The organism is Streptomyces sp. NPDC048484, from assembly GCF_040651415.1.
In the GTDB taxonomy this organism is placed as follows: Bacteria; Actinomycetota; Actinomycetes; order Streptomycetales; family Streptomycetaceae; genus Streptomyces.
Map to the genome: position 1 here is coordinate 19,658 of NZ_JBEZJY010000006.1, position 25,832 is coordinate 45,489.

Genomic DNA, 25,832 nt, shown 5'->3' on the forward strand with positions numbered 1-25,832 from the left:
CACGGGGCGAATACCCGGTCACGGGACGAGTCTGCGGGCCCGCAGCGCGAGGCTCAGCGCCAGCACCGTCTGCGGATCGTCGAGGTCCGTCCCGAGCAGCTCCCCGATCCGAGCGAGCCGGTTGTAGAGCGTCTGCCGGTTGAGGTGCAGCTCGCGTGCGGTCTCCGCCTTGCGGCCCGCGTGCGCCAGATACGTCTCCAGGGTGGGCAGCAGCGGCGGCCTGGAGCGGTTGTCGTGGTCGCGGAGTGGGCCGATCGCGCGGTCCACGAAAGCGGCCAGGTCCGGATGGTCCCGCAGGCGCCACAGCAGCAGGTCGATGTCCAGGCGCCGTGCGTCGTACCAGGGCCGGTCGGACAGGCCCTGGGCGGCCGTGGCCGTCTCGGCAGCATGCCGAAGGCCCGCCGACGCGGCCGCCCAGCCGCCCGCCATGCCGACCACCACGACCGGCGGCTGCGCTCCCGGCCGCTGCATTCCCGCCCGCTCCACGCCTGCCCGCAGCGCCGCGGCGACCCGGTCCGCGACCGCCGGCCGTTCGGACTCGGCGCGCAGCCCCACCAGCAGCGGTACCCGGCCCTCCACGGGGCGTACGCCCAGCAGGACCGGTACGCCCACCGAGGCCAGCTCCTCGGCGACCGCCCGTGCCAGCACGGCCCAGCCGCCGCCGGGGGACAGCCCGTCGGCGAGGCGCATGACGACCGGCAGCAGCGGATGCCCGCCGGGCTTGAAGCCGAGGACACGGGCCTGCGCGGGCGCGTCCTCGGCCGCGACACGGCCCTCGGCGAGGTCGGTGAGGAAGTCGCCGCGGCCGCGGGCCGCCAGCTCCTCCTCCTGGCGATCCTGCATCAGGACCACGGCGACGACACCCGCCGCCCGGTCCGCCGCGATCCGGTGCACGGGAGCGAGCGGGGTGTTCACGGGGAGGATGACGAGCCGGGCCCGGACGGATCCGGGGCTGCCGTCCGGACCGCCGCCGGGTACGTCCACGAGGACCGAACCGGCGGGCGGACCGTCCTTGTGCCGGCCGCGCAGCCCCTCCCACACCTGGAGCGGGTCGGCGTTCGCGGGGCCGGTCCCGGCGGCGTAAAGGAGCTGTCCGTCCGGGGTCTCCAGGAAGACCGGGTTGCCGCTGAAGTCGGCCAGGATGCCGAGGACCTGCGGGATGCCGCCTCCGCCGAGCAGGGCCCGGGTGCAGCGCCGGTGCACCTCCTCGGCGCGCTGGAGCAGTGCGTAGTGGCCGTTGACGATCTCGGTGTGCACTTCCTCCGTGACCGTCACGAACGCCACCTCACGGTGCAGCTGCACCAGCGGCAGACCGGCCGCGCGGGCCGTCTCCACGAGCGCGGCGGGCAGCCTCGTGAAGCGCGGCCCCAACTCCACGACCAGGGCCGCGATGCCGCGCTCGGCGAGGGTGCGGACGAACGCGCGCTGGTCGGCGGGGCGGGTGCCAAGACCGTATCCGGTGGTCAGGAGCAGTTCGCCGCCCTTGAGCAGCGAGGCGATGTTCGGCACCTCGCCCGCGTGCACCCAGCGCACGGTACGGCCCAGCCGGTCGGCGCCCGCCAGGATCTCCGGCAGGCCGCCGCGCAGCCCGGGCAGCTCCAGGGCACGCTGCACGGTGATCCCGCCACCGGGCGTGTCCGGCCTGTCGATACGGCTGTCCATGACCGGACGCTACCTCGTCCGTCACCTGCCGTGACGCGCTCGACAGGCCGCGCGAGGGCGCCCCGCGCGCAGCCTCAGCCGCCGTACGCCCCGGACGCCGTCAGGCGCAGGGCCGTGTCGATCAGCGGCACGTGGCTGAACGCCTGCGGGAAGTTGCCGACCTGGCGCTGCAGAACCGGGTCCCACTCCTCCGCGAGGAGACCCAGGTCGTTGCGCAGGGCCAGCAGCTTCTCGAAGAGCTTGCGGGCCTCGTCCACCCGGCCGATCATCGCGAGGTCGTCCGCCATCCAGAACGAGCAGGCCAGGAACGCGCCCTCGTCGCCCGCCAGGCCGTCCACGCCCGCGTCCTCACCGGAGGTGGGGTAGCGCAGGATGAAGCCGTCCGTGGTGGACAGCTCGCGCTGGATGGCCTCGATCGTGCCGATCACGCGCTTGTCGTCCGGAGGCAGGAAGCCCATCTGCGGGATCAGCAGCAGCGAGGCGTCCAGCTCCTTCGAGCCGTACGACTGCGTGAAGGTGTTGCGCTCCTTGTCGTACCCCTTCTCACACACGTCCCGGTGGATGTCGTCGCGCAGCTCGCGCCACTTCTCCAGCGGGCCGTCCGCGTCCCCGGACTCGATGAGCTTGATCGTGCGGTCGACGGCGACCCAGGCCATCACCTTCGAGTGGACGAAGTGGCGGCGCGGGCCGCGCACCTCCCAGATCCCCTCGTCCGGCTCGTCCCAGTGGTCCTCCAGGTAGCGGATCAGCTTGAGCTGGAGGAGCGAGGCGTAGTCGTTGCGCGCCAGGCCCGTCATGTGGGCCAGGTGCAGGGCCTCGGTCACCTCGCCGTACACGTCCAGCTGGAGCTGGTTCGCGGCGCCGTTCCCGACGCGTACGGGGCCGGAGTTCTCGTATCCCGGCAGCCAGTCGAGCTCCGCCTCGCCCAGCTCGCGCTCGCCCGCGATGCCGTACATGATCTGCAGGTTCTCGGGGTCGCCCGCGACCGCGCGCAGCAGCCACTCGCGCCAGGCGCGTGCCTCCTCGCGGTAGCCGGTGCGCAGCAGCGACGACAGCGTGATCGCCGCGTCACGCAGCCACGTGTAGCGGTAGTCCCAGTTGCGGACCCCGCCGATCTCCTCCGGGAGGGAGGTGGTGGGGGCGGCCACGATGCCGCCCGTCGGCCCGTACGTGAGCGCCTTCAGCGTGATCAGCGAGCGGACCACGGCCTCGCGGTACGGCCCGTGGTAGGTGCACTGCGCCACCCAGTCGCGCCAGAACTCCTCGGTGGCGTCCAGGGACTGCTCCGGCTCGGGGAGCGCGGGCGGCTGTTTGTGAGAAGGCTCCCAGGAAATGGTGAACGCGATCCGCTCACCCGGCGCGACCGTGAAGTCCGAGTACGTCGTGAGGGCCTTGCCGTAGGTCTCGCACTCGGTGTCGAACCACACGGAGTCGGGCCCGGCGACGGCCACGGTCCGCCCCTCGTGCTTGTGCACCCACGGCACCACACGCCCGTATGAGAAGCGCATCCGCAGCGCGGAGCGCATCGGGACGCGGCCCGTGACGCCCTCCACGATCCGGATCAGCTGGGGAGCGCCGTCACGCGGGGGCATGAAATCGGTCACGCGGACCGTGCCGCGTGAGGTGTCCCACTCGGATTCGAGGATCAGCGAGTCTCCGCGGTAGTGGCGGCGGACCGCCGTCGGCGGTTCGGCGTCGGCGGCGTGCGCGGGACCCAGCCGCCAGAACCCGTGCTCCTCCGTGCCGAGCAGTCCCGCGAAGACGGCGTGGGAGTCGAAGCGGGGGAGGCACAGCCAGTCCACCGTGCCGTCCCTGCAGACCAGCGCGGCCGTCTGCATGTCTCCGATAAGTGCGTAGTCTTCGATGCGCCCGGCCACGTGCAACTCCAGTCGAACGGCCACGTCGCCCCTGGGGGCGGTCGCGCTTGCGGTCAGAGGATCATTGGTAAAGCGTCGTTGCGGGACGTCAGTTGTCGCGTGTCACGCATGTCAATGGTTGCAGCGAATGTCTTCGCGAGGCGAATTGACGAGCACTTGGTCCAGGAATACCGGCGGGGTGGTGCCGTTTGCCGGCCTGGCTCGGCAACGAGTGTTGGAGCAGGATACGACGCACGCTGATGATCCGCGCGCCCCTCCCGGCAACCCGTCTGAGCCGAACGAGTGAGCACGAGTGTGGTGCGTGTCGACCCGTGTGCGGAGCGTGGCCGGAAGCGGCCTCGTCGCGTCGCTGATACCCTGGTAGCCCGTGGACCGGTGGACGCTCCAGCAGGAAAAGGGGCCCCCGAACCGCAGCGACGGCGCCTCCGGAATCCTCCGGGCCGGGCAGCCGTACCGCAACTGAGACCGCGACCACGGGAGCCCCCTCTTGGCCATGCCGCCCGCTGCTTTCCGAAGCAGCACCGCCACGACGACCAAGCACCTTTTCGTCACCGGGGGTGTCGCCTCCTCCCTCGGTAAGGGCCTGACCGCCTCCAGCCTGGGCGCGCTGCTCAAGGCACGGGGTCTGCGGGTCACCATGCAGAAGCTCGACCCCTATCTGAACGTCGACCCCGGCACGATGAACCCCTTCCAGCACGGTGAGGTGTTCGTCACCAACGACGGGGCCGAGACCGACCTCGACATCGGTCACTACGAGCGCTTCCTCGACGTCGATCTGGACGGCTCGGCCAACGTGACCACCGGGCAGGTCTACTCCACGGTCATCGCCAAGGAGCGGCGCGGCGAATACCTCGGCGACACCGTGCAGGTCATCCCCCACATCACGAACGAGATCAAGCACCGTATCCGCCGTATGGCCACCGACGACGTCGACGTCGTCATCACGGAGGTCGGCGGCACGGTCGGCGACATCGAGTCGCTGCCGTTCCTGGAGACCGTCCGTCAGGTGCGTCACGAGGTCGGCCGCGACAACGTGTTCGTCGTTCACATCTCGCTCCTCCCGTACATCGGCCCCTCCGGGGAGCTGAAGACGAAGCCGACCCAGCACTCGGTTGCGGCATTGCGCAACATCGGTATTCAGCCGGACGCGATCGTGCTGCGCGCCGACCGCGAGGTGCCCACCGCGATCAAGCGCAAGATCTCGCTGATGTGCGACGTCGACGAGGCGGCCGTGGTCGCCTGCCCCGACGCCCGCTCGATCTACGACATCCCGAAGGTCCTGCACACCGAGGGCCTCGACGCGTACGTGGTCCGCAAGCTGGACCTGCCGTTCCGCGACGTGGACTGGACGACCTGGGACGACCTGCTCGACCGCGTCCACCGCCCGCTGCACGAGATCAACCTCGCACTGGTCGGCAAGTACATCGACCTGCCCGACGCCTATCTGTCGGTCACCGAGGCCCTGCGCGCCGGCGGTTTCGCCAACAAGGCCCGGGTGAAGATCAAGTGGGTCGCCTCGGACGACTGCAAGACCCCCGCGGGAGCCGCCGAGCAGCTCGGTGACGTCGACGCGATCTGCATCCCCGGCGGCTTCGGCGACCGCGGCGTGTCCGGCAAGGTCGGCGCCATCCAGTACGCCCGGGAGAACACCATCCCGCTGCTCGGCCTGTGCCTGGGCCTGCAGTGCATCGTGATCGAGGCCGCGCGCAACCTCGCGGGCATCGCCGACGCCAACTCGACCGAGTTCGACCCCGCCACCGGCCACCCGGTCATCTCCACCATGGCCGAGCAGCTGGACATCGTCGCGGGCGACGGCGACATGGGCGGCACGATGCGCCTCGGCATGTATCCCGCCAAGCTCGCCGAGGGTTCCCTCGTGCGCGAGGTCTACGACGGCAAGGAGTACGTCGAGGAGCGGCACCGCCACCGCTACGAGGTGAACAACTCCTACCGCGCCGAGCTGGAGAAGAAGGCCGGTCTGCAGTTCTCCGGCACCTCCCCGGACGGCAAGCTCGTGGAGTACCTGGAGTACCCGCGCGACATCCACCCGTTCCTGGTCGCGACCCAGGCGCACCCCGAGCTCCGCTCGCGCCCGACCCGGCCGCACCCGCTCTTCGCGGGCCTGGTCAAGGCGGCTGTCGCGCGGCAGGAAGAAGCGCGCAAGGCCAAGTAGTACGAGGGTTGTACGGTGGCCGGGGTACGCGTCTTTTGGGGCGCGTGCCCCGGTTTTCGCCGTGTGGGTATCTCTGTTGCGGCGCAGGTTCGTGCGTGTGGGAGGACAAGTCGACATGACCATCAAGGACACTGCCGAGGAATGGGAGGTCAGGACGACCGGGACCCCGTTCGTGGGCAACAAGACCTCCGTACGCACCGACGACGTGGTCATGCCCGACGGATCGGTCGTCCGCCGCGACTACCAGGTGCACCCCGGTTCGGTGGCCGTCCTCGCCCTCGACGACGAGGGCCGTGCCCTGGTCATCCGCCAGTACCGGCACCCCGTGCGCCACAAGCTCTGGGAGATCCCGGCCGGCCTGCTCGACATCCCGGGCGAGAACCCGCTGCACGCCGCGCAGCGCGAGCTCTACGAAGAGGCCCACGTCAAGGCCGGGGACTGGCGCGTGCTCACCGACGTGTACACCACGCCCGGCGGCTGCGACGAAGCCGTCCGTGTCTTCCTCGCCCGTGATCTCTCCGAGGCCGAGGGGCAGCGCTTCGAGGTCGAGGACGAGGAGGCCGACATGGAGCTCTCCCGCGTCCCGGTCGACGAACTCGTACGGGGTGTTCTCGCGGGCGAGCTGCACAACAACTGCCTCGTCGTGGGCGTCCTCGCGCTGACCGCCGCCCGTAACGGCGAAGGCCTGGACGCCCTGCGCCCCGCCGAGGCCCCGTGGCCCGCGCGTCCGTTCGAGGCGTGACCCACTTCCGACCCACCCCGGGCCCACTCCCGTGCGCGCAGTCGGCCCACTGATGTGACGATCGCCTGATCCGATCGGGGGATGTGCCCGCCGCGCTCCGCACGGATCGTCGCAGAGCGTGAACTAGGCTCTGAAAACGCCCCGTCCGGAGTCCCGGCGGGCTTGCGCGCGCAGTGGGACGGGAGTGTGGCCCCGTGACGGACCAGGCGGTGGACGCCGGTGGCACGACGGTGTCGGACGAAGGGCGGCGCCCGGCTGCCGAGTCCGCTCCCACGGAAAGTCAGTTCCTCGGCCGCACAAGAGAGTTGAAGGAACTCCGCGCCGACATCGAGCGTGCCGGGCTCGACACCCTCGCCGGGCGGAAAGCGCCACGCGCGCGCGTGCTGCTCATCGCCGGCAGGCCCGGATCCGGGCGCACCGCACTCGCCGAGGAACTCGTACGGCAGGTAGCTGACAGTTACCCGGACGGTGTCCTGCGGGCCCGGCTCGCCGAACCCGACGGCACGCCCGTACCGACCGAACGCACCGCCCGTGACCTGCTCACCGCGCTCGAACTGGCCGCCCCGGCCGGAGCGGACGAGGACGACCTCTCCGAGCGGCTGCGCGAGGCGCTCGCCACCCGCCGGACAGTGCTCCTGCTCGACGACGTGGCGGACGCCGGACAGGTGGACGCGCTCCTCCCACAGACGCCCGACTGCCTCGTCGTCGCCGTCTCCGGCGGGCCCCTGACCGGGATCCCGGACGTCCGCCCCTGCACTCTCGGCGGCATGGACACCAAGTCCGCCCTCGATCTCCTCGACCGGTACACCGGCTCCGTACGCATCACCGTGGACCCGCGTGCCGCGGAAGGACTCGTGGAGCTCTGCGCGAACCAGCCCGCGGCGCTCGTCCTCGCCGGAGCCTGGCTGGCCCACCGTCCCAAGTCGGCCGTCGCCGACCTCGCCAAACAACTGCGCACCGACGCTGACGACGGCCCGATCCTGGAGCGGGTCTTCCGGCTCACGTACGCCGCCCTGCCGTCGGCCGCCGCGCGGATACTGCGACTTCTCTCGCTCGCCCCCGCGGGGCTCGTGGATCCGCACACCGCGTCCGCGCTCGCCGGCTGCTCGGTCGGCTCCGCCCGCACCGCCCTGGACGACTTCACCCGGCTCGGTCTCGTACGGACCGTGGAATCGCCGCTTCCGCAGTACGAGGTGCCCGGCTGTCTGCTGCCGCTGCTGCGCTCGCTCACCGGTGCCGAGGACCGTCCGGCCGAGCTCCAGCTGGCCCGCGCCCGAATGCTGGAGCGGACCGTGCGGCTCCTGGCCTCCTGCCGGGCGATCACCGAGACCGACAGCTCGCCCGCCCGCGAGAAACTCGCCGGGATGCCCCGCGCGCTGCGTTTTCCGAACCCCCGCGCGGCCGCCGACTGGCTGCGCATCCGACAGCCCGCGCTGCTGGCCGCCGCCCGGCTCGCGGTCGCCGACGGGGAGCTGGACACCCTGGCCCGCCGCCTCATGGCCGCGCTGATCAGAGCGATGGTCGCCCATGTCGGTACGCAGGCCGCGGCGCCCGAGCTGTACGGCATCCACCGGCTCGTCCTGGACGTCGCCGAGCGCCGGAACCTGCCCCGCGAGAAGGCCGCGGCGCTGCTGAACCTCGGCGACCTGGACGCCCAGACCGGCCGTACGACGGACGCGCTGGCCCGCTACCGGGCGGCTCTGGACGCCGGGCGCGAGGCGAACGACCCGTACGCGTCCGGCCGCGCGATGGAATCCGTGGGCGGCGCCCACCAGGAGCTCGGGGACTACGACCGGGCCGCCGACTGGTACGGGCGGGCGCTCGCCCAGCGGCTCGCCCGCGACGAACGCGCCGACGCGGCCCGGCTGCACGGCCGGATCGCGGCCGCGCACACCTACGCGGGCCGCTACGGCGAGGCGCTGCGCAACTGGCGCTCCGCGGTCACCGGGCACCGCAGGACCGGTGACGTGGCGGGCCAGGCAAGGGCGTTGAGCGAGATGGCGCGGGTGCAGGAGTACGCGGGCCGGCCGGAGGAGTCCCTCGCCACCTGCCACGAGGCGGTCGAGTGGGCGCGCCGCGCCGACGACGTCCGGTTGCAGGCCGCGCTGCAGCTCCGGCTCGCCGACACGCTCGACCGGCTGGGAGACCCCACGGCTGCCCGGGTGCACCGGTCCGCGGCCGAAGGAATGCTGGGTGACGAGCTCCCGGAGAGCGCATCAACCAGGGAACGAGACCGCAACACCTGCGAAATCCGCAGTGCATCTGAAGAAGATTGATGCATTGAAAGGCTAGACAGAGAGAATCCCTTCATTAGACTGGCTCCGCCGCGTCCTTTCGTGGTGATTCCCGGTGTGCTCCCGTGCCTCTGGGTATGTCAGGCATCGTCATGTCTTGCGCTGCCTGCCCCAGATCCCCTCTGCATCCCTTCTGAGCCAAGGAACCGTGATCGACGTGAAGGTCGGCATCCCCCGCGAGGTCAAGAACAACGAGTTCCGGGTGGCCATCACCCCCGCCGGCGTGCACGAGCTGGTGCGCCACGGCCACCAGGTCCTCATCGAGCGGCACGCCGGCGTCGGCTCCTCGATCACGGACGACGAGTTCGTCGCCGCCGGGGCGCGGATCATCGCCACCGCCGATGAGGTCTGGGCCACCGCCGACCTGCTGCTGAAGGTCAAGGAGCCCATCGCCGAGGAGTACCACCGCCTCCGCAAGGACCAGACGCTCTTCACCTACCTGCACCTGGCCGCGTCCCAGGAGTGCACGGACGCGCTCCTGGAGTCCGGCACCACGGCGATCGCATACGAAACGGTCGAGCTGCCCGGCCGCGGGCTGCCGCTGCTCGCCCCGATGTCCGAGGTCGCGGGCCGCCTCGCCCCGCAGGTCGGTGCCTACCACCTGATGCGCGCCAACGGCGGCCGCGGCGTCCTGCCCGGCGGCGTCCCGGGCGTACTGGCCGGCCGGGCCGTGGTCATCGGCGGCGGGGTCTCCGGCTGGAACGCGGCGCAGATCGCCATCGGCATGGGCTTCCACGTGACCCTGCTCGACCGCGACATCAACAAGCTCAAGGAAGCCGACAGGCTGTTCGGCACGAAGATCCAGACCGTCGTCTCCAACGCCTTCGAACTCGAGAAGGCCTGCCTCGGGGCGGACCTCGTCATCGGCGCCGTGCTCATCCCCGGCGCGAAGGCCCCGAAGCTGGTCACCAACGAGCTCGTTTCACGAATGAAGCCTGGAAGTGTCCTTGTCGACATCGCGATCGACCAGGGTGGCTGCTTCGAGGACGCACGTCCGACCACCCACGCGGAGCCGACCTTCCCGGTCCACAACTCGGTCTTCTACTGCGTCGCCAACATGCCGGGCGCGGTGCCCAACACGTCGACGTACGCGCTCACCAACGCCACGCTGCCGTACATCGTGGAACTCGCGAACCGCGGCTGGGTCGAGGCGCTGCGCCGTGATCCCGCGCTCGCCAAGGGCCTCAACACCCATGACGGCAAGGTCGTCCACCGTGAGGTCGCGGAGGCCCACGGCCTGGAGCGCGCCGAGCTGGAGACCCTGCTCGGCTGACCTCCGGCCCGGTTCGTCCCGGCTCGTGGGCCGACTTCTCCACCGACAAAAGGCGATACGTCAACACAGGTCGTCAACAACGCGCGTACGGCCGGACCTTGCTCCGCGAGGGCCGGCCGGATGTGTGTCGAGTCACTTTGCGAGACTCGTTCAACTCGCCTCGAACGTAACCCTTGAACCGTTTCGCACACCCTTGAAACCTGCCGTGCGACGCCCTTACGCCCTTGACAGGGGGGTGTTCCGTCGCCGACACATCGAGCCGGGTCCGGCGGATTGTGTTGCTGCGGAGCGGTGACACGCCATAGAGTCGCCAACCGTCGGCATGTTGCCACGCTGACCTATCTAGAAGTTTCCTGGTCACCAAGGAGGTAAGACGACTTGTGAATGAGTCGACATTTACTCCCGGGGGTGGTCAACCAGGAATGCCTGCGCAAGGCTCAAGGCCCACGGGGCTCGAGGCTGTCGGCTCCGTTGCTGTGCGCACCTTCGCAGCCCACCAGAGTCACCACCCCTCGCGGACGACTCAGCCCGCACACCAGAGCATGGATGGCCATCACGTGAACGCCATGGCCGGCAACGGAAGTGGCGAGAACCGCACCCACTTCGCCGACTACGACGACCTGCCCGAGGGGCACTTCTACGACCCCGATGCCGAGTACGAGCCCGATCCGGAGTACGCGGCCACGCTCGCGCCCGACGCGGCGCGTCAGCGCCGTGAGCGCGTCGGCCCGACCGGGCGCACGCTGCCGTACTTCCCGATCCCGGGCCCGCTGACCGATCACGGCCCCGCGAAGATCATCGCGATGTGCAACCAGAAGGGCGGCGTCGGCAAGACGACGTCGACCATCAACCTGGGTGCCGCGCTCGCGGAGTACGGACGCCGGGTCCTGCTCGTCGACTTCGACCCGCAGGGCGCGCTGTCCGTGGGCCTCGGCGTCAACCCGATGGAGCTCGACCTCACGGTCTACAACCTGCTCATGGAGCGGGGCATGGCGGCCGACGAGGTGCTCCTGAAGACCGCGGTTCCGAACATGGACCTGCTGCCCAGCAACATCGACCTGTCCGCCGCCGAGGTTCAGCTGGTGAGCGAGGTCGCCCGCGAGTCCACTCTGCAGCGTGCCCTGAAGCCGCTGATGGCCGACTACGACTACATCGTGATCGACTGTCAGCCCTCACTGGGCCTGCTCACCGTGAACGCGCTGACGGCCGCTCACAAGGTGATAGTGCCACTGGAGTGCGAGTTCTTCGCGCTGCGCGGTGTCGCGCTGCTCACCGAGACCATCGAGAAGGTCCAGGAGCGGCTCAACCCCGAGCTGGAGCTCGACGGCATCCTCGCCACGATGTACGACTCGCGGACCGTGCACAGCCGTGAGGTGCTCGCGCGCGTGGTCGAGGCGTTCGACGATCACGTCTACCACACGGTGATCGGCCGTACCGTCCGCTTCCCGGAGACCACCGTCGCCGGTGAGCCGATCACGACGTACGCCTCCAACTCCGTAGGCGCCGCCGCCTACCGTCAGCTCGCCAGGGAGGTGCTCGCCCGGTGTCACGCCGAGTGAGTCTGCCGGGGGCCGACGAACTGTTCCGTACGACCGGGGGAATGGCACTTCAGTCGTCGAGCCCCAGGCGTCAGGCCAACGGCGAGGCGCGGGTGCCCGCTCCGGCGGGCGAGAGCGACCCCGCCGCCGGGGAGGACGCGCCGCAGTCGGTGCCCGTGCGGGGCGGCGACGGTGAGGGCGACGAACACGTCGCGGCCGACGCCGGCTCCGCCGACGGGGAGTCCCGCAGCCGGGGCGCCGTCACGGCGGACCCTTCCGGGCGACGTCAGGGGCCGCAGGAAGGTTCTGCCGGGGCGCAGTCCCGCAAGCGCGGACGGGCCCCCGGGCGGCGGCCCAGCGGGCGCGAGCGGCACGACGAGAAGATCACGGTGTACGTGTCCGCCGAGGAGCTCATCGACCTGGAGCATGCCCGGCTGGTGCTCCGCGGGGAGCACGGGCTCGCGGTCGACCGCGGTCGGATCGTGCGTGAGGCGGTCGCCGTGGTCCTCGCGGATCTCGAATCCCGCGGGGACGCGAGCATTCTCGTACGACGGCTGCGCGGGCGGTAGGGGTAGCCTGCGACGGCTATGACCTCGAACGACGTCCCCGTTTCTGGCTCTGTCCCGGCCTCTGTCCCCGCCTCCGGCGGGTCCGGTGGCCGGCGGCGTGTGCTGGGGCGGGGTCCCGGGGGTGAGGCCCCGCCCGAGCCTGTGGCCGGGGCTCTGCCGCCTGCGGAGACCGAACCGGTCGCCTCAGTGGCCGAACCGGTTGCCGCCGAGGCCGACGGCCCGGGGGACGACGGACCCGGGGACCACGGCCCGGGGGACGACGGCCCCGGGGACGGGGTCTTCAAAGTCCGGCTCCCGAACTTCGAGGGGCCCTTCGACCTGCTGCTCCAGCTGATCTCCAAGCACAAAATGGATGTCACCGAAGTGGCTCTGTCCAAGGTCACCGATGAGTTCATGGCGCACATCCGGGCCATGGGACCGGACTGGGACCTCGATCAGACGACCGAGTTCCTGGTCGTCGCGGCGACGCTGCTCGATCTGAAGGCCGCCCGGCTGCTGCCCTCCGCCGAGGTCGAGGACGAGGCCGACCTGGCGCTCCTGGAGGCCCGCGACCTGCTCTTCGCCCGGCTGCTGCAGTACCGCGCGTACAAGCAGATCGCCGACATCTTCAACCGCCGCCTCGACGACGAGGCGCGGCGTTACCCCCGTACCGTCGGGCTGGAGGCGCACCACGCCGAGCTGCTGCCCGAAGTCGTCATCAGCATCGGGGCGGAAGGATTCGCCAGGCTGGCCGTGAAGGCGATGCAGCCGAAGCCGAAGCCCCAGATATACGTGGACCACATCCACGCGCCGCTCGTGAGCGTGCAGGAGCAGGCCGCGATCATGGTGGCGCGGCTGCGGGAACTCGGCGAGGCCAGTTTCCGCGTGCTCGTCGAGGGCATCGACGACACCCTCACCGTCGTGGCGCGTTTCCTGGCCCTTCTGGAGCTCTACCGGGAGAAGGCGGTCTCTCTGGACCAGGAGGAGGCTCTGGGGGACCTGGTGGTGCGCTGGACGGGCGGGGAGGGTGATGCGCAGCCGACGGTGACGGACGAATTCGACAGGCCGCCCGAGCCGGTCAAGGAGGAGAAGGTGTGATCGAGGACACCACCGAGGCCCCGGCAGGGGAACGCGGAGTTGCGGATCTCGACCTCCGGCCCGCGCTGGAGGCCGTCCTCATGGTCGTGGACGAGCCCGCGACCGAGGAGCACCTCGCGAAGATCCTGGAGCGGCCCAGGCGGCAGATCGCGGACGCGCTCCGCGCGCTGGCCGACGAGTACACCGTCCAGGGACGCGGCTTCGAGCTGCGGATCGTCGCCGGTGGCTGGCGGTTCTACAGCCGGCCGGCGTACGCGGCGGCCGTCGAGCGGTTCGTCCTGGACGGACAGCACGCCCGGCTCACGCAGGCGGCGCTGGAGACCCTCGCCGTGGTCGCGTACCGTCAGCCGGTCAGCCGTTCCCGGGTTTCGGCGGTCCGCGGAGTGAACTGTGACGGCGTGATGCGCACCCTCCTCCAGAGGGGTCTGGTCCAGGAGGCGGGCGCGGAACCCGAAACAGGTGCGATCCTGTACAGGACGACGAACTACTTCCTGGAGCGAATGGGCCTGCGCGGCCTGGACGAGCTCCCGGAGCTCGCGCCCTTCCTTCCGGAGGCGGACGCGATCGAGGCAGAGACGCTGGAAGGGGTCCCGTCGTTCGATCCGGATGCGCCGGACCCAGATGCAGACGACACGACGACGACGGAACTTTGATGCGAAGCAGTGGCAGTGGCAGCGGCAGGAACAGCGGCGGGCGCGGCAACCCCCGCGGGACCGGCGGGGGCGGTAGCTCTCGCGGCTCCGGCGGCGGAGGCGGCAACCCCCGCAGCTCCGGCGGCGGGGGCGGTAGCTCTCGCGGCTCCGGCGGCGGAGGCGGCAACCCCCGCAGCTCCGGCAGCGGTGGCGGTAACCCTCGCGGGTCCGGTGGCGGTGGCGGTGGCTCTCGTGGCTCCGGTGGCGGTGGCCCCCGCAGCTCCGGCAGCGGTGGCGGTGGCCCCCGTACCTCCGGCAGCGGATACAACTCACGGGGGACCGCCGGCAGCGGCTCCCAGCAGAACGGCGCGGGAGGGCCCGACGACAGGCCGAAGCGCCCCAGCAAGCCCCGCCCCGAGGAGCGCCGCTACGACGTAGGCCCCGGCGCCACCCACGAGGGTGCGAAGTCCGGGCGCGGCAGCTCCGCCCGTGGCGGTGCCAAGGGCGGCCCCAAGCAGGGCCAGCAGCGCGGTGGCCGGACCGAGAACGCGCGCTCCCGTGAGTACGAGACGCGTACCGAGGAGCGCAACAGGGACCGGTACGCGGGCAAGCCCGACGTCAAGACGGTCAAGACCTTCCCGGGTGCCGAGCAGGAGGGGGAGCGCCTGCAGAAGGTGCTCGCCCGCGCGGGCTACGGTTCGCGTCGTTCCTGCGAGGAGCTGGTCGAGCAGTCCCGCGTCGAGGTCAACGGCGAGATCGTCGTGGAACAGGGCATGCGCGTCGACCCGGAGAGCGACGAGATCAGGGTCGACGGGCTGACGGTGGCCACGCAGTCGTACCAGTTCTTCGTGCTCAACAAGCCCGCCGGTGTCGTGTCCACCATGGAGGACAACGAGGGCCGTCAGTGCCTCGGCGACTACGTGACGAACCGCGAGACGCGGCTCTTCCACGTGGGACGGCTCGACACCGAGACCGAGGGCATCATCCTGCTCACCAACCACGGTGAGCTGTCGCACCGCCTGACCCACCCCAAGTACGGCGTGAAGAAGGTCTACCTCGCGCACATCGTGGGCCCGATCCCGCGCGACCTGGGCAAGCAGCTCAAGGACGGCATCCAGCTGGAGGACGGGTACGCGAAGGCGGACCACTTCAGGGTCGTCGAGCAGACCGGCAAGAACTACATGGTCGAGGTGACGCTGCACGAGGGCCGCAAGCACATCGTGCGGCGCATGCTCGCCGAGGCCGGGTTCCCGGTCGACAAGCTCGTGCGCGTGTCCTTCGGGCCGATCGCCCTCGGCGACCAGAAGTCGGGCTGGCTGCGGCGGCTGTCCAACACCGAGGTCGGGATGCTGATGGCGGAGGTCGGCCTCTAGTGCCGCGGCCCTAGGCATCACTGCCCTCCTCAGTGCGGCATCGGCCGGTTCCGGGACTTCCCGGGGCCGGCCGATTCGTGTTCGGGGGCTTGTGGACGTGCGGTCCGTAATTTATAGTCGTTCTGACCATTAAGGGAACGCCCTCGCCGGGCGCGGCCGATGGAGCAGGGCCCACGGGGGTGGTCCCGGTCCTCGTCCGTCGCCCGGCGAGGTGCGCCGACGGCCTTCGAGGCCACACGAGGAGGGGGCATGGAGGGCTACGACAAGCACGCCTTCGAGCCCTTCGCCGTCACCGTCGATCTCGCGGTGTTCACGGTCCGGGCGGGCGTACTCCAGGCGCTGCTGATCGAGCGCGGACAGGAGCCGTACGCGGGCTGCTGGGCGCTGCCCGGGGGATTCGTGCTGCCCGAGGAGTCCGCCGGGACGGCCGCGCGGCGCGAACTGGCCGAGGAGACCGGTCTGTCGGACGTCTCCGGGCTGCACCTGGAGCAGTTGCGTACATACAGCGAGCCGGACCGCGATCCCCGGATGCGGGTGGTCTCCGTGGCGTACACCGCGCTGCTGCCGGACGCTCCCGAGCCACGCGGCGGCGGGGACGCGGCGAGCGCGCGCTGGCTGCCGTACGACGGACTCGGCCCGCTCGCCTTCGACCACGGCCGGATCCTCGCCGACGCCCATGAACGGGTCGGCGCGAAGCTGGAGTACACCTGCCTCGGCTCGGCGTTCTGCCCTCCGGAGTTCACGCTCGGGGAACTCCAGCAGGTCTACGAGACGGTGTGGGGGACCGCGCTCGACCGCCCGAACTTCCGCCGCAAGGTCCTCGCCACACCCGGATTCGTCGAACCGGTGCCGGGCGCGGCACGGCTGACCGGGGGCCGGGGGAAGCCCGCCGCGCTGTATCGGGCCGGGGTCGCCACCGTGTTGCATCCGCCGCTGCTGCGATCCGCGCAGGGATCGCCCGCCGCAGGGGCCGTCCCTTCTCCCGCTACCGCTGAATCGCCGTCCGCGCCGCCGTCCGTACAGGCGTCCGCGCCGTCGTCCTCGTCTTCGTCTTCGTCTTCGGAAGGACGATCCTCATGACCACGACCGTAAGGAAGCAGGCCGCCACCGGCGCGCTGGTCGGGCTCGCCCTCGGGGACGCGCTCGGCTTCCCGACCGAGTTCAACGACGTGCCGTCGATCCTCGCCACGTTCGGTCCCTGGCGGGAGCTGGAGCTGCCGGATCCCGCGTACGTCACCGACGACACGCAGATGACGCTGGCGCTGGCGCGGGGCCTGCGCACAGCCATGGACCGGGGGCTGCTCGGGCCGAAGCAGCTGGAGCGGCCCGTACGCGAGGAGTTCGTGGACTGGTACCGGTCACCGGAGAACAACCGTGCCCCCGGCCGCACCTGCCTCGTCGCCTGCGAGCAGCTGGAGCGCGAGGACCTGCCCTGGCAGGACGCCAGCCAGGTGGGTTCGAAGGGCTGCGGCGCCAACATGCGCGTGGCGCCCCTCGGTCTCGTCCCGGGGCTCAGCGACGAACAGTGTGCGGGCGCGGCGCAGTTGCAGGCCGCTCTCACCCACGGCCACCCGACGGCGCTGGCCGCCTCCGACCTCACCGCGCACGCGGTACGGCTGCTCGCGCAGGGCGCCGAGCCGACGGGCCTTGTCGGGCTGCTGCGGTCGTACGCGTACGAGAACCGGACGCGCTACCACGACCGCTGGCTCGGCGATCTGTGGACCCGTGCCCAGGACCCGACGCCGACGCACTTCATCTCGCGGGGCTGGGACGAGTGCCTGGGGGCCCTGGAAAGGCTCCAGCAGGCCCTGCGGTCGCCGTCGCCCGAGACGGACCCGTGTCTGGCCACCGGCGCCGGATGGATCGCCGAGGAGGCTCTCGCCACCGGCCTGCTGTGTTTTCTGCTCTTCGTGGACGAGCCGGTGACGGCCCTGCGCCGCGCCGCCTGTACCTCCGGTGACTCGGACTCGATCGCCTGTCTGGCCGGCGCCTTCGCGGGGGCGTACCTCGGCGCCGACGCATGGCCTGTGGAGTGGGCCGACAGGATCGAGTACCAGGGCGACCTGATGGCGTTCGGCGCGCTCTGGGACGACTGACCGGCCGGCCCGCCGCGTGAGGTGAGACGGTGGTCGGCGGGGCGGGTGGCCGGGCGGGGCGGGTCAGGCGAGGCTGATCGAGTCTCCCGTGACCTTGATCTGCCTCGCCGGAAGCGGCTTCGGTGCCGGCCCGTCGGCCACCGAGCCGTCGGCGACGCGGAACTTGCTGCCGTGGCACTTGCAGTCGATCGTGCCGTCCGAGACCTTTGCGACGATGCAGCCCCGGTGGGTGCAGACCGCCGAGAAGGCCTTGAAGTCGCCCTTCTCCGGCTGGGTGACGACGACCTTCTCGTCCTTGAAGATCTTGCCGCCGCCGACCGGTACGTCACCGGTCTTCGTGAGCTTCTTGCCGGCGGGGGCCGCGGAGGGGGTCTCCTCCGCGTCGCCCCCGCCGTTCTCGTCCCCGTACTTGCTGCAGCCCAGGAGCAGCGCGCCCATCGCGCCCGTCGCGAGCACCGTGCGCCGCCGCGGCGAATGGCTGGTCAGGGGGTCCGTCATGTCGTCACTCCGAAGGTGCGGAAGAACCAGAGGGCGGAGGTCAGCCAGATCACCGTGAGGGCGGAGAAGACGAGCCCGCCGACGATGGGCAGTACCCAGCCGGGCAGTCGCTCCGTGCGGAGCAGCAGCATTTTGGCACTGAATGCACCGAAAAAGAAGCAACCCAGGAGTGAGTGCCACAAGACGCGTGGTTCGTATGTCTGGTAGCCCAGCGCGTACAGGCAGTGCACCGCGACAGGTACCGCCACAAGGAACGCGATCCGGCCCGACCAGCGGTGCAGTACTCCGGACCAGCTCGGGCCCGGCAGTCGCCCGTACAGCATGAGCGCGGAGACGAGCTGCAGGACCGCGAAGCCCACCGCGACGGTGGCCAGCCACGACTTCACCGCGCTCGTGCTGCTGAAGCCCGCCAGGTTGAAGGCGGTGCCCTCCGGGTCGTGCATGTTTCCGTAGACGCCGAGACCGACCGCGACCGCGCTCGCGAGCAGGGCGGGCACGAGGTAGCGGGCGGCCCCCGGGCCCCGCGGGGCGGGGCCGGGGGAGGGGAAGTTCTGGGTGGCGGCGTTCGGATCCACGGTCATGGTCGGCTCCCTGCGGTCACCGGGTCATGGGGTCACGGGGTCACGGGGCTGGCGGTGAGCTGCTTTCCGTCGACCGTCACGGCGCCGGAATCCGGGTCGATACGGGGCGCGGGCCCGGCCTTGCCGTCGCGCTTGAGGATGCCGACCTGGCTGTCGTCCTGCAGCAGGATCCAGCCGCCGTCGATCTTGGTGTCGGCCACGGTGTCGGTGGCGCGGTACAGCGCGGAGGGCTTCAGGGACTTGTCGGCCGTGAAGCCGTACTTCCGCTGTCCCATGTCGACCTTGCCGCTGATCCGTTTGCCCGCCAGCTCGCCGGTGAGGACCTGGCCCTCCTCGCCCTTGAGGCGCATGCTGCCGTCGGCCTCGACGTCGCCCTTCAGCCACGACTCCTGGTCCCGGCCGTCGCAGAAGTACGCGACCGCCTTGCCGTCGCGCAGGCTCACCGCGACCGCGGAGGAGTCGTCATCGGTCCGGCCCGCGTAGTCGCCGTTCGGCACGGCGGACTTCGACGGGCTGGGCGACGGCGACGGCTTGCCCGGCGTGGCCGTCGCCGTGGGCGCCGGGCTCGCCGACACGGCGTCGGCCGGCGAGTCGCTCCCGGTCGACTTGCTGCGCGTCCCCGTCGTCGCGTTGAGCGACAGCATGAACAGGGCGAGCAGCAGTCCCGCGAGGAGCGTGAAAAGTGGTCCGGAACGCTTCATCGAGCCTCCCCCGAGGCGTGGCGCGGACAGCCTCACCATGCAAGCGGACACGTGGCCCCTGCGTCCAGAGGCGTACAGGAGCGACTTCGCGGAAATTATTGGGTTTTTATGCCGTACGTCACAACTTCGCTTCAAGTCGCCAGAAGCAATGATTCGAGTGACATCGGCATGGTTCGGGGCCGGGAGTCCCCGGTGGTCATCTCGTCAGGCGGGCGGCGCGCGTCGGGCGGCCGGGGGCTGGCTACGCTGGACGCAGCACAGCCGATACGTAGATCAGCGAGGAGCATCACCGTGGCGGTACGAGCGGTCCGGGGCGCCGTCCAACTGGAGCGGGACGAAGCCGGGCACATGGATGAGCAGGTCAGCGAGCTGCTCACCGCCGTCCTGGAGCGGAACGGGCTGACCAACGACGAGCTGATCAGTATCTGGTTCACGGCGACCCCCGACCTGCACAGCGACTTCCCGGCGGCCGCGGCGCGCAAGCTCGGCATCGTCGACGTGCCGCTGATCTGCGCGCAGGAGCTGGACATCGAAGGGGCGATGCCCCGGGTCGTACGGGTCCTCGCGCACATCGAGACCGACCTGCCGCGCGCCGACGTCGCGCACGTCTACCTGGGTGCCGCGGGCGCGTTGCGCAAGGACATCGCCCAGTGAGGGCCGCACTGGTCATCGGCACCGGCCTCATCGGGACGTCGGCCGCGCTGGCCCTGGCGGGGCGCGGTGTCACCGTGTACCTCTCCGACCACGACCCGGAGCAGGCCCGTACGGCGGCCGCGCTCGGTGCCGGCACGGACGAGGAGCCCTCGGGGCCCGTCGACCTCGCGATCGTCGCGGCGCCGCCCGCGCACGTGGCCGCGGCGCTCGCCGCCGCCATGCGGGGCGGGGTCGCGCGCGGCTATCTCGACGTGGCCAGCGTCAAGGGCGGGCCGCGCCGCGAACTCGAGTCGCTGGGGCTCGACCTGTCCGCGTACATCGGGTCGCACCCCATGGCGGGCCGCGAGAAGTCGGGCCCCCTGGCCGCCACCGGTGACCTCTTCGAGGGGCGCCCCTGGGTGCTGACACCGACCCGGGACACGGACACCGAGGTGCTCAACCTCGCGCTGGAACTCGTCTCGCACTGCAGGGCGGTCCCGGTGGTGATGGACGCCGACGCCCACGACCGTGCGGTCGCGCTCGTCTCGCACATGCCGCACCTGGTGTCCAGCATGGTCGCCGCGCGCCTGGAGAACGCCGAGGAAACGGCCGTACGCCTCTGTGGCCAGGGCATCCGTGATGTGACCCGGATCGCCGCGTCCGACCCGCGGATGTGGATCGACATCCTCTCCGCGAACCCCGGGCCGGTCGCCGACCTCCTCGCGGACGTCTCCGCCGATCTGGACGAGACCGTTCAGGCCCTGCGTGCCCTCCAGTCCTCCGACGAGGCCAAGCGCCGGGCGGGCACCACCGGCATCGAGGACGTCCTGCGCCGCGGCAACGCCGGCCAGATCCGCGTCCCCGGCAAGCACGGCACCGCACCCACCACGTACGAGAGCGTCGTCGTCCTCATCGACGACCAGCCGGGCCAGCTGGCCCGCATCTTCGCCGACGCGGGCCGCGCGGGCGTCAACATCGAGGACGTACGCATCGAGCACGCGACCGGTCAGCAGGTCGGGCTGATGGAGCTGATGGTGAAGCCGACGGCGGCGCCGGTGCTGACAGCGGCGCTCCGGGAGCGGGGCTGGGCGATCCGGCAGTAGGGCCTGTCAGTGAACGGGGTGCCGCGGGGTCCGTAAGCCGGGGCCCGCGGAGCCAGTAACCTTGTTCGGGGCGCGATCGTGCCCGAACCAGCCCAGCACCCCGTACCAGGAAGGTGTCCGCACCCGTGGAATCCACCGCCGCCCGGACCGCTCCGGCCGTGATTGTCGCCATCGACGGTCCCTCCGGCACGGGCAAGTCGAGCACCTCGAAGGCCGTCGCCGCACAGCTCGGCCTGAGCTACCTGGACACGGGAGCCCAGTACCGGGCGATCACCTGGTGGATGGTGACCAACGGCATCGACGTCGCCGACCCCTCCTCGATCGCGGCCGCGGCAGGCAAGCCCGACATCGTGTCCGGTACGGACCCGGCGGCGCCGGCGATCACGGTCGACGGCACGGATGTCGCGGGCCCCATCCGCACCCAGGAGGTCACCTCGAAGGTCAGCGCGGTCAGCGCCGTCCCCGAGGTCCGCTCCCGGATCACCGAGCTGCAGCGTTCGATCGCCTCGGAGGCCGGGCACGGCATCGTCGTCGAGGGCCGGGACATCGGCACGACCGTGCTGCCGGACGCCGACCTCAAGATCTTCCTCACCGCCTCGCCGGAGGCCCGCGCCGCCCGCCGCAGCGGCGAGCTCAAGGGCGCCGACGTCAAGACCACCCGCGAGGCCCTGATCAAGCGGGACGTGGCCGACTCCACCCGCAAGACCTCGCCGCTCGCGAAGGCGGACGACGCGGTCGAGGTGGACACCTCCGACCTCACGCTCCAGCAGGTCATCGAGTGTGTCGTCACGCTCGTCGAGGAGAAGCGGGCCGCGAAGTGAGCGAAGCCCCACAAGCCACACAGGTCCCGTCCGCCCGGCGGGCCGACATCGGCCGCCGTATCGGCGTCGGCCTGATGTACGGACTGTGGAAGCCGCGCGTCCTGGGCGCCTGGAAGGTCCCCGCGACCGGCCCGGTGATCCTCGCCATCAACCACTCCCACATCTTCGACGGCCCGATCGTCATGGGCGTGGCACCCCGGCCGACGCACTTCCTGATCAAGAAAGAGGCGTTCGTCGGCCCGCTCGACCCCTTCCTTCTCGCCGTCGGGCAGGTGAAGGTGGACCGTTCGGTCGCCGACCGCACCGCGATCACGCAGGCGCTGGGCATCCTGGCCAACGGCGGCGTCCTCGGGATCTTCCCCGAGGGCACCCGCGGCGAGGGCGATTTCGCCTCGCTGCGCGGCGGGCTCTCCTACTTCGCCGTCCGCGGCGGAGCCCCGATCGTGCCGGTCGCCGTCCTGGGAAGCACAGAGCGGCGCGGACGGTTGATAAAGGGGCTGCCTCCGCTGCGGAGCCGGGTCGACGTCGTCTTCGGCGACCCCTTCGAGGCGGGCGACGGCAGCGGACGGCGTACGCGCAAGGCGCTCGACGAGGCCACCGTACGCATCCAGAAGCAGCTCACCGCCCACCTGGAGAACGCCAGGCGTCTCACGGGACGCTAGGAGCACGACCGGCCGCCTCCAGCGACACTTGAGTAGTGGACCACCCGACACTGGGCGTTCCACCGACCACCACGATGAACGAGGTACGGACTTCATGAACGACCAGATCCAGCCCGACGGCTCGGAGCACGAGCACGGGGCACTTGGCTCTGCCGAGTACGCGGAGTTCATGGAGCTCGCCGCGGAAGAGGGCTTCGACGCCGACGACATCGAGGGCGCGATCGACGAGGCGGGCCACGGCCCGCTCCCGGTCCTCGCCGTCGTCGGCCGCCCGAATGTCGGCAAGTCGACCCTGGTGAACCGCATCATCGGCCGCCGCGAGGCCGTCGTCGAGGACAAGCCGGGCGTCACCCGTGACCGCGTCACCTACGAGGCCGAGTGGGCGGGCCGCCGCTTCAAGCTCGTCGACACCGGCGGCTGGGAGCAGGACGTCCTCGGCATCGACGCGTCCGTGGCCGCGCAGGCCGAGTTCGCGATCGAGGCGGCCGACGCGGTCGTCTTCGTCGTCGACGCCAAGGTCGGAGCCACCGACACCGACGAGGCGGTCGTCCGTCTGCTGCGCAAGGCCGGCAAGCCCGTCGTCCTGTGCGCCAACAAGGTCGACGGCCTGAGCGGCGAGGCCGACGCCTCGTACCTCTGGTCCCTGGGCCTCGGTGAGCCGCACCCCGTCTCCGCGCTGCACGGCCGCGGCACCGGCGACATGCTGGACGCCGTCCTGGAGGCGCTGCCCGAGGCACCGGCGCAGACCTTCGGCATCGCGGTCGGCGGCCCCCGCCGTATCGCGCTCATCGGCCGCCCGAACGTCGGCAAGTCGTCGCTCCTGAACAAGGTGGCGGGCGAGGACCGCGTGGTCGTCAACGAGGTCGCGGGCACCACCCGCGACCCGGTCGACGAACTCATCGAGCTCGGCGGTGTCACCTGGAAGTTCGTCGACACGGCCGGTATCCGCAAGCGGGTCCACCTCCAGCAGGGCGCCGACTACTACGCCTCGCTGCGCACCGCCGCCGCCGTCGAGAAGGCGGAGGTCGCGGTCATTCTGCTGGACGCCAGCGAGAACATCAGCGTCCAGGACCAGCGCATCGTGACGATGGCCGTCGAGTCGGGCCGCGCGATCGTCCTCGCCTTCAACAAGTGGGACACCCTCGACGAGGAGCGCCGCTACTACCTGGAGCGGGAGATCGACACCGAACTCCTCCAGGTGGCGTGGGCGCCGCGGGTCAACGTCTCGGCGCGTACGGGCCGTCACATGGAGAAGCTGGTCCCGGCGATCGAGGCCGCGCTGGCGGGCTGGGAGGCACGTGTCCCGACGGGCCGCCTGAACGCCTTCCTGGGCGAGCTGGTCGCCGGCCACCCGCACCCGATCCGCGGCGGCAAGCAGCCGCGCATCCTCTTCGGCACGCAGGCGGGCACCAAGCCCCCGCGCTTCGTGCTCTTCTCCTCGGGCTTCATCGAGCACGGCTACCGCCGCTTCGTGGAGCGCCGGCTGCGCGAGGAGTTCGGCTTCGAGGGGACGCCGATCCATATCTCGGTGCGGGTGCGCGAGAAGCGCGGCAAGAAGTAGCCGAAGAAGGATCCGAAGACGGAGCCGTCTTCGGATCCGAGGGAGTAGCCGCACGGGCGGTGTTGTACGGACACGGGTGAGGGCCCCTGCATGATGCAGGGGCCCTCACCCGTTCCGCGTCAGCGTTCCCTGCGCGGCCCCGGTGGCAGCGCCGCGGGGAACAGGCCGGTGGCGTGCTGCCGTGCCACCGGCTGCCAGACGGAGGTGGCCGTCTGGCTCTCGTGCGGGGACGCGTGCCCCGTCTGGTGCTGTCCGGCGACGTGCCGCATGCCGTACACGGTCGGTGTGTACGAACCCGAGCCGTACGAACTGCTGCTGAGCAGCCCCGAGCTGTGGGAGCCCAGATTGTGCGGGCCGACCCCGAAGGCCGTGAAGCCGAACTCCTCCTCGCCGCTGCGGTCGCCCGGCAGGGCCCGGAAGGTCCTGAGGTACTCCGCGTAGAGCGCGTCGTAGATCGGGGTGGCCGAAGAGCTGCCCGTGCTGTCCTGAGCCGGCCGCATGGCCGGGATCGGGGACGTGTAGGGCAGGCGGCGGGGGGCGTCGTAGATGTGCACGTATGTGCCAACGACGCCGTCGCTCTTCGGATGCGGCCGGAAGTCCGCTTTCGCAGGTCACAGGGAGTGCGCCCGGCGTCCGCGGGGGGCGGAACCGTCCGTGCTCAGGTGCCGGCCAGGGGCATCGCGCTCGCCACCAGCTGACCGTTCGACGCGGCCTTGTCGAGGGCGTCACGCAGCAGGTCCTCGCGGGGCTGACGGCCGATCGAGCCGACCGGGGCCGCGAACAGCAGCACCTGCTGGTGCTTGTTGGCGGCCGCCCGCCAGCTGTCGGTGACCTGGAGCGGCTGGTGGGCCTGCCACCAGGCGACGGGCGAGCCGCCACCGGTACCGGGCTGCAGGACCGCGTGCAGCTGGCCCATGGCGAGCAGCACGGACCAGCCGTGCAGCACGGGCGGGACCTCGGTGAGGTGGCTGACCGGCATGAATCCCTGCTCGATGAGGAGCGGCAGGAAGTCGTCGCCGCCGCCTCCCGCCGTGCCCGGCCGGGCGATGCGCCCGGTCGGTTCGACGACGAGCGCGGGGTGCAGCTCGCCGCCGAGCAGTACGAGTCCGCTGGTGACGCCGAGGACGGCCTGCTCGGGCAGGGCCTCGGAGGGGCGCTCGTCCCCGGTGATGGACCGGACGGCGCCCTGCAGCTGCTCCTCGGTCACCTGGACGACCTGCGAGGGCAGGCAGGTGGCGTGGGCGAACGCGAGTACGGCGGTCTCGTCGCCGATGAACAGGACGGTGCTGGTCCGCTCCTGTTCGGAGTCGCCCTGGGTGCGGCAGGACGTGCAGTCGTAACTGCCCGGGGCGTTCTCTCCGGCGAGCAGCCGGTCGGCTTCTTCGTCGCCGATCTCGGCGCGTACGTCGTCGCTGACGTCGAGCATGCGCGGCACGGGTGGCTCCTCGGGATGCGGTGCGTGTTGTGGCCGGGGGCTCCCGGTCCGTGAACCGGATGGGTTCCCGGTTCATGAAGAAGACAACGGAGGATCTGTGGCGGGAGTCACGCCCCGGAGCGAACGGAATCGAACCATCCTGCGCACAGGGTGAACCCGGCGGCGGAATCGGTCACTCCATGCCAACTCCTTTTATTTCCAACCAAGTTGGTCCGGTGAGGTGAGTCACAGATCACCAGGGTCGATGGTCGACAAATCAGGAAATCAACGAATGAAGTGGGTGTCTCAAATTCGACGATACCTGCGGTAACGGTGAACTGGCCTGGAACGACGACGAGTTGGTTGATACCGGGCCCCCCGGCTCTCTACATTGCTCCGCCGTGTGCACCGAGCACCACTCGGGTACGTCCGCCGGCCGCACAGCCGAACCAGCCAGAAGAGTCACCAGCATCACCAGCACCATCAGCGCCATCAGCGCCACCTCCGGCGGACGGGGCGGAGCGGGGCCACCGCGTTGGACGCGGGAGTTCC

At 70.9% G+C, this 25,832-nt stretch carries 23 protein-coding genes; 16 read left to right on the plus strand and 7 right to left on the minus strand.

All coding sequences use genetic code 11. The features are described from left to right. Positions 1–18: 18 nt before the first annotated feature. Positions 19–1,662, minus strand: a complete 1,644-nt coding sequence (locus tag AB0D14_RS07650) for a PucR family transcriptional regulator (RefSeq protein WP_362775850.1) — start codon at positions 1,660–1,662, stop codon at positions 19–21. 74 nt (positions 1,663–1,736) lie between these two features. Continuing rightward, positions 1,737–3,563 (minus strand): glycoside hydrolase family 15 protein, encoded by a 1,827-nt coding sequence (locus AB0D14_RS07655; RefSeq protein ID WP_362775852.1) that lies wholly within the window; start codon positions 3,561–3,563, stop codon positions 1,737–1,739. Positions 3,564–4,032: 469 nt separating this feature from the next. Between AB0D14_RS07655 and AB0D14_RS07660 the strand changes: the two genes are divergently transcribed. The 11 genes from AB0D14_RS07660 (at position 4,033) to AB0D14_RS07710 (ending at position 17,306) form a co-directional block, all read left to right on the plus strand. Continuing rightward, entirely contained in the window at positions 4,033–5,712 is a 1,680-nt protein-coding gene (locus tag AB0D14_RS07660; protein ID WP_362776192.1) for a CTP synthase, read from the plus strand. A gap of 115 nt (positions 5,713–5,827) precedes the next feature. Further along, positions 5,828–6,454, plus strand: a complete 627-nt coding sequence (locus AB0D14_RS07665) for an NUDIX hydrolase (protein ID WP_362775854.1) — start codon at positions 5,828–5,830, stop codon at positions 6,452–6,454. A gap of 194 nt (positions 6,455–6,648) precedes the next feature. Continuing rightward, positions 6,649–8,730: a tetratricopeptide repeat protein gene (locus AB0D14_RS07670; RefSeq protein WP_362775855.1), complete on the plus strand. Its 2,082-nt coding sequence runs from the start codon at positions 6,649–6,651 to the stop codon at positions 8,728–8,730. Between the two features lie 175 nt (positions 8,731–8,905). Continuing rightward, positions 8,906–10,021 (plus strand): alanine dehydrogenase, encoded by a 1,116-nt coding sequence (gene ald / locus AB0D14_RS07675; protein WP_362776193.1) that lies wholly within the window; start codon positions 8,906–8,908, stop codon positions 10,019–10,021. 422 nt (positions 10,022–10,443) lie between these two features. Next, on the plus strand, positions 10,444–11,580 hold the full coding sequence (locus AB0D14_RS07680) for a ParA family protein (RefSeq protein ID WP_362775857.1): 1,137 nt from the start codon (positions 10,444–10,446) through the stop codon (positions 11,578–11,580). Next, entirely contained in the window at positions 11,565–12,128 is a 564-nt protein-coding gene (locus tag AB0D14_RS07685) for a hypothetical protein (protein WP_362775858.1), read from the plus strand. The genes AB0D14_RS07680 and AB0D14_RS07685 overlap by 16 nt, the downstream gene beginning before the upstream one ends. A gap of 18 nt (positions 12,129–12,146) precedes the next feature. Then, complete coding sequence (locus AB0D14_RS07690) at positions 12,147–13,205, plus strand: segregation/condensation protein A (protein ID WP_362775860.1); 1,059 nt, start codon at positions 12,147–12,149, stop codon at positions 13,203–13,205. Continuing rightward, the gene (gene scpB / locus AB0D14_RS07695; protein WP_362775861.1) at positions 13,202–13,858 is read left to right on the plus strand and encodes an SMC-Scp complex subunit ScpB; all 657 of its coding nucleotides are present in this window, start codon (positions 13,202–13,204) and stop codon (positions 13,856–13,858) included. The genes AB0D14_RS07690 and scpB overlap by 4 nt, the downstream gene beginning before the upstream one ends. Then, positions 13,858–15,210, plus strand: coding sequence for a pseudouridine synthase (locus AB0D14_RS07700; RefSeq protein ID WP_362775862.1), 1,353 nt, complete (start codon positions 13,858–13,860; stop codon positions 15,208–15,210). Before scpB ends, AB0D14_RS07700 begins: the two co-directional genes overlap by 1 nt. Before the next feature lie 249 nt (positions 15,211–15,459). Further along, positions 15,460–16,290 carry an NUDIX domain-containing protein gene (locus tag AB0D14_RS07705; RefSeq protein WP_362775864.1) on the plus strand — a complete coding sequence of 277 codons (831 nt, stop codon included), beginning with the start codon at positions 15,460–15,462 and terminating at the stop codon, positions 16,288–16,290. Further along, positions 16,287–17,306, plus strand: a complete 1,020-nt coding sequence (locus AB0D14_RS07710; protein ID WP_362775866.1) for an ADP-ribosylglycohydrolase family protein — start codon at positions 16,287–16,289, stop codon at positions 17,304–17,306. The genes AB0D14_RS07705 and AB0D14_RS07710 overlap by 4 nt, the downstream gene beginning before the upstream one ends. 63 nt (positions 17,307–17,369) lie before the next feature. Here the strand turns inward: AB0D14_RS07710 and AB0D14_RS07715 are convergent, their stop codons facing one another. From AB0D14_RS07715 to AB0D14_RS07725, 3 genes are read right to left on the minus strand one after another with little or no spacing between them, the layout of a single operon-like run. Further along, positions 17,370–17,804, minus strand: a complete 435-nt coding sequence (locus tag AB0D14_RS07715) for a Rieske (2Fe-2S) protein (protein ID WP_362775867.1) — start codon at positions 17,802–17,804, stop codon at positions 17,370–17,372. After that, a complete protein-coding gene (locus AB0D14_RS07720; RefSeq protein ID WP_362775869.1) occupies positions 17,801–18,385 on the minus strand; it encodes a DUF6529 family protein in 585 nt (194 codons plus the stop codon). Before AB0D14_RS07720 ends, AB0D14_RS07715 begins: the two co-directional genes overlap by 4 nt. A gap of 32 nt (positions 18,386–18,417) precedes the next feature. Continuing rightward, positions 18,418–19,086 (minus strand): hypothetical protein, encoded by a 669-nt coding sequence (locus AB0D14_RS07725; RefSeq protein WP_362775871.1) that lies wholly within the window; start codon positions 19,084–19,086, stop codon positions 18,418–18,420. 291 nt (positions 19,087–19,377) lie between these two features. Between AB0D14_RS07725 and aroH the strand changes: the two genes are divergently transcribed. The 5 genes from aroH to der all read left to right on the plus strand — a co-directional run bounded on the left by aroH (position 19,378) and on the right by der (position 23,866). Further along, entirely contained in the window at positions 19,378–19,740 is a 363-nt protein-coding gene (gene aroH, locus AB0D14_RS07730; RefSeq protein ID WP_362775872.1) for a chorismate mutase, read from the plus strand. Then, positions 19,737–20,822, plus strand: a complete 1,086-nt coding sequence (locus AB0D14_RS07735) for a prephenate dehydrogenase (RefSeq protein WP_362775874.1) — start codon at positions 19,737–19,739, stop codon at positions 20,820–20,822. The genes aroH and AB0D14_RS07735 overlap by 4 nt, the downstream gene beginning before the upstream one ends. Before the next feature lie 125 nt (positions 20,823–20,947). Continuing rightward, positions 20,948–21,643, plus strand: coding sequence for a (d)CMP kinase (gene cmk / locus AB0D14_RS07740; protein ID WP_362775875.1), 696 nt, complete (start codon positions 20,948–20,950; stop codon positions 21,641–21,643). Then, positions 21,601–22,305, plus strand: coding sequence for a lysophospholipid acyltransferase family protein (locus tag AB0D14_RS07745; RefSeq protein ID WP_362775877.1), 705 nt, complete (start codon positions 21,601–21,603; stop codon positions 22,303–22,305). Before cmk ends, AB0D14_RS07745 begins: the two co-directional genes overlap by 43 nt. 94 nt (positions 22,306–22,399) lie before the next feature. Further along, complete coding sequence (gene der, locus AB0D14_RS07750; RefSeq protein ID WP_362775878.1) at positions 22,400–23,866, plus strand: ribosome biogenesis GTPase Der; 1,467 nt, start codon at positions 22,400–22,402, stop codon at positions 23,864–23,866. A gap of 119 nt (positions 23,867–23,985) precedes the next feature. On the opposite strand, the gene AB0D14_RS07755 is transcribed toward der, so the two are convergent. Both AB0D14_RS07755 and AB0D14_RS07760 read right to left on the minus strand, forming a co-directional pair. Beyond that, positions 23,986–24,420 carry a hypothetical protein gene (locus tag AB0D14_RS07755; RefSeq protein WP_362775880.1) on the minus strand — a complete coding sequence of 145 codons (435 nt, stop codon included), beginning with the start codon at positions 24,418–24,420 and terminating at the stop codon, positions 23,986–23,988. Positions 24,421–24,524: 104 nt separating this feature from the next. Next, entirely contained in the window at positions 24,525–25,301 is a 777-nt protein-coding gene (locus AB0D14_RS07760; RefSeq protein ID WP_362775881.1) for a hypothetical protein, read from the minus strand. Positions 25,302–25,832: the final 531 nt, after the last annotated feature.